The organism is Corallococcus praedator, assembly GCF_003612125.1.
Taxonomy (GTDB): domain Bacteria; phylum Myxococcota; class Myxococcia; order Myxococcales; family Myxococcaceae; genus Corallococcus; species Corallococcus praedator.
This window is the reverse complement of sequence record NZ_RAWI01000078.1, coordinates 15,277-29,377: the sequence shown is the minus strand read 5'-3', so window position 1 is coordinate 29,377 and position 14,101 is coordinate 15,277. Positions and strand designations below refer to the sequence as shown.

Genomic DNA, 14,101 nt, shown 5'->3' with positions numbered 1-14,101 from the left:
GGGGGCGGGGTGGGGGATGCCAGCACCTCCAGGGCGTAGAAGGCGCGCTCGCTCTCGGTGAGCTGGACGTTGATGGGCTGGCACGGTTGGCCGTCGACCAACTGGAGGAAGAGCGCTTCGCCCTCGTCGGCGCGGATGCCGCGCAGCTTGCGGCTGGCCCCGAGCACCCGGTACTCCGAGCCCCGCGTCATGCCGATGCCGTCCCACGCGAGCCAGCCCACGCTGCACCACTGGACGTCCTGGCGCGCGTCGCTGACCCAGGCACAGAGCCGGTCCAGGGCCTCGTTGGCCGCGCCGTAGTCCGCCTGCCCATCATTGCCGATGAAGCTGAACGCGGACGTCAGGACGTGGAAGGGCACCGGGTGCGCGAAGCGGCTCGCGCAGGCCTCGCGGAGGTTGCGCAGGCCCAGCAGCTTGGTGTCCAGCGTGCCGCGGAACTCCGAGAGCTTCCGGCGGTTCAGCTTCTTGGAGACCTGCGTGCCGGCGCCATGGACCACGAGGTCCAGCCTTCCGTGTTCACGGACGAGCTCCTCCACCACCCGGTCCACCTCCTCGGGTCGAGTGACATCCGTGGCCCGGTAGTGCATCTGGCCGGGAAGCCGCCGGAGTCCGTCGAGCGTGGTCCGCAGCTCGCGCACGGCCAGGTGGCGCTCGAAGCGCGCGCGCAACGCGGGCATGCGCTGGGTGCGGTCTCGGGCCAGTTCGGCGGCGTAGAACTCCCGCTCCACGGTGCCCAGCTCCTCGTCGCGGGCCTGGAGCACGCGCTCGGGGGCGTCGGACGGGTCGCTTCGTCCGAGGAGCACGACCTTGCACCCGTAGCGCTTGAGGAGCGCCCCGGCGAGGACCGCGGTCACGCCGCGCCCTCCTCCCGTGAGCAGCACCACCGAGCCGGAGTCGAGTCCGGTCGCGGGGCGGGCGGGCACTTCGGTGGGTTGGAGCAGCCGCACGCAGCGCAGCGCTCCCACGAAGCAGACCTCCACCGGGGCGCTGTCATCTTCCGAGCCCAGTTCGGAGGCGACGCGTTCGAGTGCCCTCGGGAGCGGGAGCGGGGTCGTGGAGAGGGCCCGGATGTTCCGTGCCGGGACCTCGCGCCCCAGTGACTTGAGCAGGCCGGCGAACAGGCCCGTCACGGGGTGCAGGGCCCGGTTCGGACCGATGCCCCCGATGCACAGGCTGGCGAGCTCCACCGTTCCGGCGCTCAGCCCGGCGTAGGCGCGCCGCGCGGACAGGAAGAGCAGCTCCAGGGCCTCGTGGCGCAGGGCCGTGTCCGCGACCACCGAGGCTTCGACCGCGATGGGTTCCATCCGGCTGACGGCGAGGATGACCTGGGGCTCGAAGCCAATCGCAGCGAGGCCGGCCTCCGCGGTCTCCTCCCGTGAGAGGTCGATGCCGTGGATTCGTGCACCGACGTCGGAGGCTCCCGCGTGCAGGATGCGGAAGTCGGGACCGCACACCGCCTCCGCGTGGGATGCGAGTTCACGGGCCAGGGGCTCGTCCTGCGCGATGAACAGCACGCGCCGGCCTCGCAGCCGTGAGGGGTCTCCCGTCCTGGCCGAACGCTCGACCAGCACCGGCGCGTGGTAGTGGATGGGCGCCGAGTGGTCGAATCCCTCGGATGCCTCCTGCGTGTCTGGCTTCACCTCCCGGGCTCCTGGGCTGACGAGGGTGGGGCTCTTCGGTGTGGATGTCCCGGTCGGTGCGGTGGCGCTGCTCCGGGTGGTCTCGGGTGCGGAGGCCATGCTTGCTCCCACGGGGTGGAGCTGAAGCTCCAGCCGGACTCCCGTCGCTGCATCCGGATGGAAGCGCAGCGTGGTGGCATGTCCCCCGGCGGCGGTGCGCACCGCCCGGAGGACTTCCAGTGCCTCGCCGGCCGAATGGGGCGGCAGCGGCAGGTGCGGCGCGGAGGTGGGCCCCCCGTCGGTGGACATCCGCAGGTGACACAGGGGCTTCAAGCCACGCTGTTCCGCCTTCGCGACCGTGGTGACCGCCAGCATCGCCATGCCTTCTTCCGGCGTGGTCCGCGCCGGTCCTTCTCCCGGACGCCGCACGTGGGGGCTGCCCACGAGCACCAGGTCGAACCCACTGGCCAGCAGGGCCCGCGAGGCCCGCAGCGACGCGGCCAGCGAGTGGGCTCCCGCATCCACCACGAAGTTCGGTCCCTTGGTGTCGAGCACTCCCGCCATCCGCCCCGGGGTGACGTTGGGCATCATCCCCTGGAGGGTGTACGGCCCGGAGGGGCGCAGCGTGCCCATCACCGCTTCATGGAGGCGCTCCGCCAGGGGCAGCACCCGTGCGGACTCCGGGACGTTCCGGGCATGTTCGCGCAGCCTGCGCCGCGTGGACGCGGCCAGCACGCGTTGGGTCGCTTCCACGCCCCGTCGCGTCTTGCCCTCCAGCCCCAGGACGATGGCGGTCCCTGTGCGCAGCGTGTCGAAGCCCTGGAGCTTCGCCGCGAGCGAATTCGCGACGATGAGCCCCAGGTGCTGCGTGAAGTCCATGTCCTCGGTGATGTCCGGCAACAGCCGCACGGACGCGGGCAGCCGGAGGGCTCCCATGTCGAAGCGCGCACCCGGCGCGTCCGGCACCCCGTCCACCGCGGCCCCATGGGCATCCGGGAACAGTCCCTCCGCGGCCACCACCACCAGCTCCTCACCCGCCGTGGTCGCGACGTCGGGGCGCGGTGCGCGCGGGCCCTTCCCCGCGTACTCCTCCAGCACCAGATGCGCGTTGGTGCCCCCGAAGCCAAAGCCATTCGTGGCCGCGCGGCGCGGATGCTCGCCATTCTCCGGCCAGGGCTGTTCGCGCGTGCTCACCTCGAAGTCCGGCCCGAGCGCGCGCAGCCCGGCGCCCGGACGGTCGAAGTGCGACTGCGGCGGGAAGCTGCGGTGCTCCAGCGCCTTGCACAGCTTGATGACCGACGCCACACCCGCGGCCCAGCCGACATGGCCAATCAACGCCTTGACGCTCGCGAGCTGGAAGCCCTTGCGCTTGCCGCCGAAGACACGGCCAATCGATTGCAGCTCGGTGGTGTCCCCGGCCGGCGTGGCCGTTCCGTGCGCCTCGATGTACTGGATGGACCCAGGTTCGACCCGCGCCGCCGCGTAGCAGGCCTCCATCGCGGCCACCTGACCGTCCGCGCGCGGCACGTTCGCGGAGCTGCTGCGCCCATCGCTGGAGAGCCCCGCGCCACGGATGACGGCATGGACCTTCATGCCGGCCGCGACCGCGTCCTCCAGACGCATCAGGCCGACCACGCCCGCGCCTTCACCGAAGATGACGCCGTCCGCGCGCTCATCGAACGGCCGGCTGCCGGTGGCGGACAGGCCCTTGAACTGCGAGAACAGACAGCTGTTGCCCGGGCCCGGCGAGAAGACGCCACCCGCGAGCACCAGGTCGGCTTCGCCACGCTCCAGCGCCTTCATCCCCAACGCGATGGCGTAGAGCGAGGAGGCACAGGCCGCGTCGAGCAGCATCGTGGACACGCCCGGACCCACCACCTCCGTCACCACCGCCTGGAGGGTGGGGTGGGGCGCCAGGTCGGAGGCCCGGGCCTGGATGCCGAGGGCCGTCCTCGCCACGGCGGTCAGCGCGGCGAGCTCCGGTGCCTTCACTCCGCCCTCGCGAAGCAGGGCCTCCCCCGCTTCCAGACACAGGGCGTCGTCGTATTCCGGGGAACCGTCCCCGGTGGATCCGAGCAGGCACTGGATGCGCCCCGGTGCGCGCGGCCCGGTGGACCGCAAGGCCTCCACCGCCTGCGCGAGCGCGATGGCCAGCAGCTTCTGCTCCCGGCCGTAGCGCTGGAAGCGGATTGGATCCATGCCGACGGGCGGGACGAGGTCGGTGTCATGGACCCGCCCCGTGAGCAGCGTGTACGTGCGATCCGGGGTGACCGCCGGGCCCACGAAGTCCGCCACCTGTTCCGGATGGCGCAGGCCCGTGTCGACGATGCCGCTGATGCCCTGCTGGATGTTCCTCCAGTAGGTCTCTGGATCCTTCGCCCCACCGGGAAGCATGCAGCCCAGGGACACCACCGCGACCTCCGGCGTCCCGCCACCGCCGCTGTCACGCGGGGCCGAGGGGGCTTCAAGCTTGGAGGCAGGCGGGATGGCGGGAAGCAGGCCGTCCAATGAGGCCAGGGCGACAGGCGAATCCGAGGGGAGGATGCGCTGGACGATGCGCGACAGCCGTCCTGCCGTCCCGCAGTCCACGAAGCGGGTACAGCCCGCCTGGACCAGCGTCTCCACCGTGCCGAGGAAGTCGAACGGACGCACCAGATGGGACGCGAGTGCCCCGGCCAGCTCGGCCTGCTCGCCGGCATACACGCGCCGCTCGATGGGCGAATAGATGGGGCCTCGCGGCGGGTGCACCGTCAGTCCCGCGAGGCTCTCGCGAAACGCGGTGACGGCGGGCGCAAGGCCCCGGTGATGGAAGGGGTAGCGGCTGGAGATGAAGGTGAGCCCCTTGCCCTGTCGCTCCAGGAACGCGCGGAGCTGCTCCAATTCCGCGCGCGGTCCCGCGACCACGGTCTGCCGCGCGTGGTTGCGGCCGGCGATCTCCAGGCTCCGGACCCCACAGTCCTTCAGGGCCTGCACGGTCTCCGGTTCGGAGAGCGCGATCGCCGCGAGCGTGCCCAGCTCCTCCGAGACCCGCTGGAGCGCTCGGATGCGCAGGCACACCACCTCCGCCCCCGTGCGCAGGTCCAGTGCCCCGGCCGCGGTCATCGCGGCGATCTCCCCGAAGCTGTGGCCCACGAACACGTCCGGCCGCACGCCCTGACGCTGCATCCACCGCGCGCCCAGCACCCCGGACAGGAAGATGCTGAGCTGATCCAACAACGGTGCCCGTTCGAGCGCCTGTGTCACAGCAACGACGTCCTCCGCCGCGAGCAGCGGCGTGACGTCCATGCCCAGCGAACGGCACGCCTCCGAGACGGTCGCAAGCTCCTCGCGCAGCTCCGGCTGGAGCGTCTTCAAGCGCAGGAAGAGGGACGGCTCGAACGTGCCCTGTCCCGCGAACAGGAACGCCGTGGCCCCGGCGGGCAGCCGGGGCGCTTGCGCCGGCTCCGGCGCAGGGGCCGGAAGGGTGACGCGCCGGGAGATGCCGCGCGGCCCGGTGTCCGCCAGCAGCGTCCTGGCCAGTTGCCGGACGGCTTCCGGAAACAGCGAGTTGACCGCGCCCCCGCCTTGCAGTGCGCGGTCCCGGAAGCTCTTCGCGCCCTGGGGTTCGTGGATGCTGGCCAGGGATTCGAAGCTGCGCTGGAAGGACTCCGGGAAGGAGCACAGGGTGCCCGTCGCCTTGTCCGCGCAGAGCACGGTCTGGTAGCCGCAGGCCACGGGGGTGCCATCGCTCTTCAGCGTCCGGAAGCAGAAGCGCAGGGACACCTCGCCCCGCTCCTCCAGCGACGTCAGCACCACCAGCCGGTCGCCGAGGGCCGCCGGGGCGAGGTTGCGCGAATAGCCTTCGTAGGTGAGCAGCAGCACCCGGTCGAAGTCGCGCCGGAACTCCGGCACCTCGAAGGCGTGCGGGCTGAAGAGCAGGTGCTCCCGGCCCGCGCACTGGAACTTGAAGTTGGTGAGGAAGTGATGGCTCCCGTAGGCCATCGTGTCGTCGAAGTGGATGTCGTACGGGACGGCGAAGAAGTCCATGGCAGGCGCTCCCGGTGTCAGGTTCGTTCAGGACGGACGGGCGGCCGGCAGCAGCCCGTCCACGGTTCCAGAGAGGCCGGCGTCCACCACCCAGATGGCGCCATTCACACGCTGGGTCTTCGGCCCCAGCAGCAGCTCGGTCACGTCCGCGACGTCGTCCGCCGTGCACAGCCGTCCCCCGGGGGTGGCCGCCTCCCAGCGCGCGACGCGCTCCGGCGCGTCGGGGAACATCCCCAGCAGGTCCCCGTGCACGGGCCCCGCGGACACGCAGTTGGTGCGGATGCCATCCGGCGCCAGCTCCGCGGCCAGATAGCGCGTGAGCGACTCCACGCCCGCCTTCACCACGCCCTGGCATCCCAGGTCGTGCATGTACCGCTGGGACATGGAGGTGGACATGGTGACGATGCCGCCGCCCCCGCGCGCGGCCATCAGCGGACGCGCGCGCATCGCGCACTCGTAGGTGCCGGTGATGCAGGTGCGGAACGCCTTGTCCCAGTCGCGCGGGGAGATGCGGTCGAACGGACCGATGAGGCCGTTGGACGCGTTGCACACGAGGAAGTCGAGTCCCCCCAGCTGCTCCACCAGCGTGGAGAACATCCGCTCCAGATGCTCCTCGTTCGCGACGGAGCCCCACAGGTGCAGCGCCTTGCCGCCGGCCTCGACGATGTCGCGCGCCGTCTTCTCTCCGTCCTCCCGGGAATGGAACGAGTTCACGACCACGGTCGCCCCCGCCCGGGCCAGCCGGGTGGCGATGACCTTGCCGATGCCCTTGCCTGAACCGGTGACGAGCGCGACCTTCCCCGCGAAGGGCAGGTCCGTGCGCGACGGGAGCGGAGCGGCCGCGACGTGCACGGGAGCGCGCGCCGGAGCGCTGGGGACGGGCGCGGCGGAAGGCAGCAGGGCGCGGGCGGCCTCGCAGATGGCGGCCATCGTCCGGAGGCGCTGCGCGGGCTTCGGTCCTTCGGCCAGTCCCAGTTCCTTCATGAGCACGGCCATCACCTCCGCCTGCTTCACGGAGTCGATGCCCAGCTCGTCCTCCAGGTCCGCGTGCAACGTCAGCAGGTCCTCGGGGTAGCGGGTCACCCTCGCGAACACGGCGCGCACGCGGGACTCGAGCTCCGGCCCCGCAGGCGTGGGCGTCGCGATGGGGCCGGTGCGCACGCGGGGCTCGAGGTCGGGCCCGGTGCTCGCACGGAGCCCGTCCGTCAGGCCGCCACGCACAGGCTCCATGCCGGGTGCGAGGGAGGCGAAGGGCGCGGAGGCTTCCCCCAGCACCTGCGTCACCAATCCGGCGATCGCTCCGAGCGTCGGCGCCTTCCCTCCACGCGGCAGGCGGTCGGGGGGCAGGTTGAATTCACGTCCGACGACCGCGGCGATCTCCGCGAGCTTCACGGAGTCGATCCCCAGTTCGTCCTCCAACTGCGCATCCCCCGTGAGGATGTCGAGCGGATAGCGGGTGACGGACGCTGCGCACTGGCGCACCCGCTCCAGGATGTTCAAAGGCGCTGCTGCGCCCTGCTGCGATGGATGTGCGGACATGCTGACCCCTGGCTGTTCAAGGCTTGGCGGGGCGCAATGTGCAGCGGGGGTCTGACACGTCCTTCAAAACGACCCGCCATGTGGTTTTTTGCGGAGCCGTTGTCGATCCTCCGGGCCGCCGTTCGTCGGGGGGACAGGCGGGCACGTCGCTCCACACAGGAACTCCGAAATGAGAAAGCTCAGCGTTGCCGCGTCCATCAGCCTCGACGGCGTCGTGCAGGCGTCGGCGTTCCGGCTCGAAGAGTCGAAGACCTCGGCCACCGGCGTGCTGATCACCCGCTACGTCCGCGAGGGCGAGGTGCGGACTGGCTCATTCCCGCGCGCCTGACCGGCGTCCGCGCGCCGCCAGCCCAGCCACAGGGCGAGCAACAGGGCGGGCAGCGTGAACAGGTCCGTGACGTCCACCGTGTGCAGCGTGGGTTGGATGCGGGGAAGGGGCGCACCCGCGAGCACAGCCCCGAGCATGCGGAAGGGCCATTGCAGCCCGCCCAGGGCCCAGCGCCACGTATTCCCCGCGCCGACCGAAAGCTTCGTCGCGGAGAAGCACAACCCCGTCAGCAGCACCGCGCCCGTCACCACCGCGCGCGAAGGACGGAAGTCCCGCGCGCGGTTCCGGAACAGCTGCTCCCAGAGCGCCTGGAGCAGCAGCGGGAACATGGCGAGCCCGGCGACGTCGGAGAGCTTCCCCGTCCACCACGACGGCCAGCGCGCCTTGAACACGTGGTCGTTGAGGAGGAGCAGGACCATGGCCCCCAGCACCAGGGGATGCAGGAGGCCACTGCCGGGGAAGGGCTTCAGGCGGCGCATGGGCCCGCGCTACAGCGCTTCGAGCGTCACGGTGAAGCCACGAGGCGCCTCTTCTTGCCTCGCGGACGCCTGGGCCACCGCATCCACCTTCACGTCGACCGTGCCCGGCGGAGCGTCCGCCGCGATTTCAAGGTCGAGGTTCACGCGCCACTCACACGCCTGGCCGTCCTTGAGCTCGCATTCGGGGGGAAAGTACTCGTGCAGACTGTGGCCCACCGGCGTGCCGGGCTCGGTCAGGGGAAGGGATGGGCCCGGGTTCAGGGTGGCGCCATCCCGGGTCAGCGAGGGCCGCAACCACGTGCCCGTCGTCTGCGCCGGATTCACGGGGTTCCAATGCGCGGTGACGACGACATGGAAATCCCCGCTGAGAGGCTTGGACGCCTGCTCCGCGGTGACCCGGATGAGGAAGGGCTTCGTGACCCTGGGCGTCTGCGCCGACAGGCGCACGGGGCCAAGGGCGAGCCGCTCCGAACTGACGGGGGCCATGGTCGCCTTCGATGTGGCCACCGAGCCGGCGCAGGCCACCAACAAGGCCAGACGCGCGGCCCAATGCCGAAGGCGGGAAGGGGAATGCGTCGTTTCACTCATGACTTCGAAATGACTTTCTCCCGGGTGTCCCAGCCACGCCCAGGAAGGGGTTTGCAATGCGAGGCCCGGACCCGAAGCAAGCAGGATGCCATATGCTTCACAGAAGCAGGATGGGGGCCGGCCGCGCGGTGTGGGGGTTCGCGCACGACATGGCTGTCACATCGGCATAAGACGTCCAGGCTTCACCGCACCGAACGCGGAGGGACGATGTTCCAGCGAGTGGCGTTGTTGCTGCTGTGCCTCACGGCCTGCGGAGGAAAGCGGCTGCCCACGGGCCCGGGCTCTCCGCCGGACCGCACCGAGGATGGCTGGGAGGTGGCCTCCTTCGAGGACCAGGGCCTCCAGCGCTCCTGGTTCGACTGGCTGGAGCACGACGTGGCGGAAGGCACGGTGGAGGAGCCGGACGCGGTGGTCGTCGCGCGCGACGGCCGGCTCGTCTACGAGCGCTATTGGAACGGCTTCAAGCGGGAGGACGCGCACGACCTGCGCTCGGCCACCAAGAGCCTCACGTCGCTGCTGGTGGGCATGGCGCATGAGCGCGGCCTCCTCCCGGACCTGGACGCGCCCGTGCTGTCGCTGCTGCCGCACCTGCTGCCGGTCCGGAACGCGGATCCACGCAAGGAGCGCATCACCCTGCGCCACCTGCTCCAGATGCGCACGGGGCTGGCGTGCGACGACTGGAACCCGGACTCTCCCGGGAACGAGGAGCGGATGGCGGACACCGACGACTGGGTCCGCTTCATCGTGGATGTCCCCATGCAGGACGAACCGGGCACCGTGACGCGCTACTGCACGGGCGGCGTGGTGTTGCTGGGCGCGGCCCTGGAGCACGTCAGCGGACGCTCCGTCGCGGACCTCTCCCGGGAATGGCTGTTCGCGCCGCTGAAGGTCCAGGACTTCGCCTGGCAGCCCGCGGGCAAGCGGGGCACGGACACGGGCGGTCACCTGCGCCTGCGGCCCCGTGACTTCCTGAAGGTCGGCCAGGTCGTGCTTGGCGGAGGCGAGTGGCAGGGGGAGCGCCTTGTCTCCGGGGAATGGGTGGCGGAGTCCGGCAAGGCGCTGGGGCCGCTGGGGGACGCGGGCTACGGGCTCCTGTGGTGGAGCACCCGCTTCGTCATCCAGGGCGTCCCGGTGGAGGTGTCCTTCGCGCGTGGCAACGGCGGGCAGTACGTCTTCATCGCGCCCTCGCTGGGCCTCACCGCGGCCTTCACCGCCAGCCACTACAACGAGGCCGGTTCGTCGCTGCCGCTGGAGCTGTTCGGGCGGTACGTGCTGCCGGCGGCGCTCGGGCTCGAACGTCCGGGCCCGGAGGCCGCCGCCCGGAAGTGAAGGGAGGTCACGCCCATCCGATGAAAGACAGAGGCGCCCGGAGAGGGTCCCGAGGGTCTTGAAGCACCTCCGCGTGCCAGGGATTCTCGTGATCTCCTTCAGTCGTTGCCCGGCCCGGCGTTTCCATGCGGGGACCGCACGTTGAGTGCTTCGGAAGGCGGACCGCGAGCGAGCAGGTCCCGGTGCGGTGTCCATGCCTCGGGGCTCGAGCCTGCCGCATGCCGTGAAGGTGGGGGAGCGTGTCTTCTTCCGGACGGAGACAGGGACGTCGCATCGGGATTCCGACGCGTTGCGCGCGTCGTTGATGACCGCTCCCTTCGCCGTGGGCAACTTGCGCCCCGGCATGACTCCTCCGAAAGCGTCCCGCACCCGAAAGACTCCCGACCTCGCCGGCTTCGTGCGCGTGCGCGGGGCCCGTGAACACAACCTGAAACACGTGGACGTGGACCTCCCGCGCGATGCGCTGGTGGTCTTCACCGGGGTGTCCGGCTCCGGCAAGTCGTCACTGGCGTTCGGGACGCTGTATGCCGAAGCGCAGCGGCGCTACTTCGAATCCGTGGCCCCGTATGCCCGGCGCCTGATTGATCAGGTGGGAGTACCGGAGGTGGACTCCATCGACGGGCTGCCGCCAGCGGTGGCGTTGCAGCAGCACCGGGGGGCGCCGAGTTCGCGCTCGTCGGTGGGCAGCGTGACGACGCTGTCGAACTCGGTGCGCATGCTGTACTCGCGCGCCGGGACGTACCCGCCGAAGCTGGGCCGGCTGGACTCCGACGCGTTCTCGCCGAACACGCCCGCGGGTGCCTGCCCGAAGTGCCACGGCATCGGCCGGGTGTTCGAAGTGACGGAGCGCTCGATGGTGCCCGACGACAGCCTGAGCATCCGTGAGCGCGCCATCGCCGCGTGGCCGCCCGCGTGGCACGGCCAGAACCTGCGCGACATCCTGGTGACGCTCGGGTACGACATCGACACGCCCTGGCGCGACCTGCCGAAGAAGGACCGGCAGTGGATCCTCTTCACCGACGAGCAGCCCAGCGTCCCCGTCTACGCGGGCTTCACGTCCGCGGAGGTGAAGCGGGCCCTGGCCCGCAAGGAACCGCCCAGCTACATGGGCACGTTCACCGGCGCGAAGCGATACGTGATGACGACGTTCGCGACCACCGAGAGCGCGATGATGAAGAAGCGCGTCGCCCGGTACATGGTGAGCAGTGATTGCTCGCTGTGCAACGGCAAGCGCCTGCGCCGCGAGTCGCTGTCGGTGAAGTTCGCGGGGCTGGACATCGGCGAGCTGTCCCGACTGCCATTGGATCAGGTCGCGGACCTGCTGCGCCCCACTGCGGAGGGGAGGGCGGAGGGCGCGGAGGCGATGGCCCGCGAGCATCCGGAGAAGGTCATCGTCGCCGAGCGCATCACGAAGGACCTGCTGGCCCGCATCCAGGTGCTGACGGACCTGGGGCTGGGCTACCTGTCCCTGGAGCGCACCACGCCCACGCTGTCACCGGGAGAGTTGCAGCGGCTGCGGCTGGCCACGCAGATCCGCTCCAACCTCTTCGGCGTGGTGTATGTGATGGACGAGCCGTCCGCCGGCCTGCACCCGGCCGACACGGAGGCGTTGCTCACGGCGCTGGACCGGTTGAAGGACGCGGGCAACTCGCTGTTCGTGGTGGAGCACGAGGTGGACGTCATCCGCCACGCGGACTGGATTGTCGACGTGGGGCCCGCCGCCGGTGAGCACGGCGGGCGCGTGCTCTACAGCGGGCCGCCGGAGGGACTCGCGAAGGTGGAGGCGTCACGGACGCGGCGCTACCTGTTCGAGGAAGAGGCCCTGCGCCGCCGAGCGCCCCGGAAGGCCACCGGACGTCTGCGATTGGAGGGGGTGAAGCGCAACAACCTGCGCGGGCTGGACGTGGACTTCCCGCTGGGGGTGTTCACCACCGTCACGGGCGTGTCCGGCTCCGGCAAGTCGAGCCTCGTGAGCCAGGCCCTGGTGGAATTGGTGGCCGGGCGGCTGGGGCAGACGCTGGCTCCGGAAGAGGAGGAGGGCGAGCCGTTGGATCGCGAGCCGACGGTGGCGAGCGAAGGCCACATCACGGAAGGGATGCACGCGCTCAAGCGGCTGGTGACGGTGGACCAGAAGCCCATCGGGCGCACGCCGCGCTCCAACCTGGCGACGTACACGGGCCTGTTCGACCACGTGCGCAAGCTGTTCACGGCGACGCCCCTGGCGAAGTCGCGCAAGTACAGCGCGGGCCGCTTCTCATTCAATACGGCGGGGGGCCGCTGCGAGACGTGCGAGGGCGAAGGCTTCGTCAGCGTGGAGTTGCTCTTCCTGCCCAGCGTGTACGCGCCGTGCCCCACGTGTCACGGCACCCGCTACGACCCGAAGACGCTGGAGGTGAAGTACCGCGAGCGCAACATCGCGGACGTGCTGGGGATGACGGTGGACGCCGCCTTCGACTTCTTCACGGAGGAGCCGCCGCTCATGCGGGTGCTCAAGGTGTTGAAGGACGTGGGCCTGGGCTACCTGCGGCTGGGACAGCCCGCGACGGAGCTGTCCGGCGGCGAAGCGCAGCGCATCAAGCTGGCCACGGAGCTGCAACGCACCCAGCACGGCGACACGCTCTACGTGTTGGATGAGCCCACCACCGGCCTGCACCCGGCGGACGTGGACAAGCTGATGACGCAGTTGGAGGGGCTGGTGGACGCGGGCAACACGGTCATCGTCGTGGAGCACGACCTGCGCGTCGTCGCCGCCAGCGACCACGTCATCGACGTGGGGCCCGGCGCAGGGAACGCCGGGGGCAGGGTGGTGGCGCAGGGCACGCCCCAGGACGTGGCGAAGGTGAAGGCCAGCCGCACCGCGCCGTACCTTGCGCGCGTCCTCGGGTGAGGTTGGCAACGAGGGCAACAGCGGGCTCGCCCTCGGGTTCACCGCCGTTCCGTAGGCACTGGTGGCAAGGACAGGCGCCTTCCGGTACATCCGGGACCCGTGACTCCCTCTCGCCCCTCGAAGGTGATGACGTGAACGACCGACTCCTGCGCACGGCGCGCCGCCAGCCCACCGACACCACCCCCGTGTGGCTGATGCGCCAGGCCGGCCGCTACCTGCCCGAGTACCGCGCCATCCGCGGCAACATCGCGTTCCTGGACCTCTGCAAGAACCCGGACCTGGCCGCGGAAGTCACCGTGCAGCCCGTCACCCGGCTGGGCGTGGACGCAGCCATCATCTTCTCCGACATCCTCATCCCCGTGGAGGCCATGGGCATCCACCTGGAGCTCGGGGACAAGGGGCCGCACTTCCCCAACCCCCTGCGCACCGCCGCGGACATCGACAAGCTGGGCGTCCCCGACCCCGTCGAGGGCACCGGCTTCGTCGCCGAGGCCATCCGCCGCACCCGCAAGGCCCTCAACGACTCCGTGCCCGTCATCGGCTTCGCGGGCGCGCCCTTCACCCTGGCCGCGTACATGGTCGAGGGCGGTGGCTCCAAGAGCTACATCGTCATCAAGCGCCTGCTCTTCGAGCAGCCGGAGCTGGCCCACCGCCTGTTCCAGAAGCTCACCGACACCCTCATCCCGTACCTCAAGATGCAGGTGGAGGCCGGCGCCAGCATCGTTCAAATCTTCGACTCCTGGGGCGGCGAGCTGTCCCCCTACGACTTCGAGCGCTTCAGCCTCCCGTACCTCACCCGCATGGTGCAGGAGCTCAAGGCGACGGGCGTGCCCGTCATCCTCTTCGGCACCAACATGACCCCGCACCTGCCGCTGCTGAAGCGCACCGGCGCGGACGTCATCGGCCTGGACTGGCGCGTGAACGTGGACGAGGGCCGCCGCATCCTGGGCCCGGACGTCGCCACGCAGGGCAACCTGGACCCGCTGCACCTGTTCCTCCCCCGCGAGGAGCTGGACGCCCGCGTGAAGGACATCCTCGGCCGCGCGGGCCCCGTCGGGCACATCTTCAACCTGGGCCACGGCATCCTCCCGCCCAGCGACCCGGACGCCGCGAAGTTCCTCGTGGACGCCGTGCACCGCCATGGCGTCGCCCTCCGCCAGGGCATCGCGCTGCGCTGAAGGCCCGTGTGGGGAGGGCGGCCCCCTGCTCGCCCGGCTGCCCAGCAATTGACTCTTGAGTCAATCCAGCGTTGACGCGGCGCATCGTGGGTCGTTAGAAGTGCGTCACTCGTCGCACAGAGGGTGAG

8 protein-coding genes are annotated in these 14,101 nt (G+C 70.6%); 4 read left to right on the top strand and 4 right to left on the bottom strand.

The window, feature by feature from the left end; translation table 11 throughout:
* Positions 1 to 5,645 (bottom strand): type I polyketide synthase (locus D7Y13_RS13115; RefSeq protein ID WP_120630688.1); only part of this gene is annotated, 5,645 nt, incomplete at its 3' end.
* Positions 5,646 to 5,672: 27 nt separating this feature from the next.
* Positions 5,673 to 7,184 carry an SDR family oxidoreductase gene (locus tag D7Y13_RS13110; protein ID WP_120582014.1) on the bottom strand — a complete coding sequence of 504 codons (1,512 nt, stop codon included), beginning with the start codon at positions 7,182 to 7,184 and terminating at the stop codon, positions 5,673 to 5,675.
* 169 nt (positions 7,185 to 7,353) lie between these two features.
* Between D7Y13_RS13110 and D7Y13_RS13105 the strand changes: the two genes are divergently transcribed.
* The gene (locus D7Y13_RS13105; RefSeq protein ID WP_199732650.1) at positions 7,354 to 7,512 is read left to right on the top strand and encodes a hypothetical protein; all 159 of its coding nucleotides are present in this window, start codon (positions 7,354 to 7,356) and stop codon (positions 7,510 to 7,512) included.
* Here the strand turns inward: D7Y13_RS13105 and D7Y13_RS13100 are convergent.
* Positions 7,464 to 7,991, bottom strand: a complete 528-nt coding sequence (locus D7Y13_RS13100) for a hypothetical protein (RefSeq protein ID WP_120582013.1) — start codon at positions 7,989 to 7,991, stop codon at positions 7,464 to 7,466. The genes D7Y13_RS13105 and D7Y13_RS13100 overlap by 49 nt on opposite strands.
* A 9-nt stretch (positions 7,992 to 8,000) precedes the next feature.
* Complete coding sequence (locus D7Y13_RS13095) at positions 8,001 to 8,477, bottom strand: hypothetical protein (protein ID WP_120533908.1); 477 nt, start codon at positions 8,475 to 8,477, stop codon at positions 8,001 to 8,003.
* Positions 8,478 to 8,786: 309 nt separating this feature from the next.
* Between D7Y13_RS13095 and D7Y13_RS13090 the strand changes: the two genes are divergently transcribed.
* The 3 genes from D7Y13_RS13090 to hemE all read left to right on the top strand — a co-directional run bounded on the left by D7Y13_RS13090 (position 8,787) and on the right by hemE (position 13,973).
* Positions 8,787 to 9,908, top strand: a complete 1,122-nt coding sequence (locus D7Y13_RS13090; protein WP_120582012.1) for a serine hydrolase domain-containing protein — start codon at positions 8,787 to 8,789, stop codon at positions 9,906 to 9,908.
* 343 nt (positions 9,909 to 10,251) lie between these two features.
* The gene (uvrA, locus tag D7Y13_RS13085; RefSeq protein ID WP_120582053.1) at positions 10,252 to 12,795 is read left to right on the top strand and encodes an excinuclease ABC subunit UvrA; all 2,544 of its coding nucleotides are present in this window, start codon (positions 10,252 to 10,254) and stop codon (positions 12,793 to 12,795) included.
* A gap of 131 nt (positions 12,796 to 12,926) precedes the next feature.
* A complete protein-coding gene (gene hemE / locus D7Y13_RS13080; protein ID WP_120538699.1) occupies positions 12,927 to 13,973 on the top strand; it encodes a uroporphyrinogen decarboxylase in 1,047 nt (348 codons plus the stop codon).
* Positions 13,974 to 14,101 lie beyond the last annotated feature (128 nt).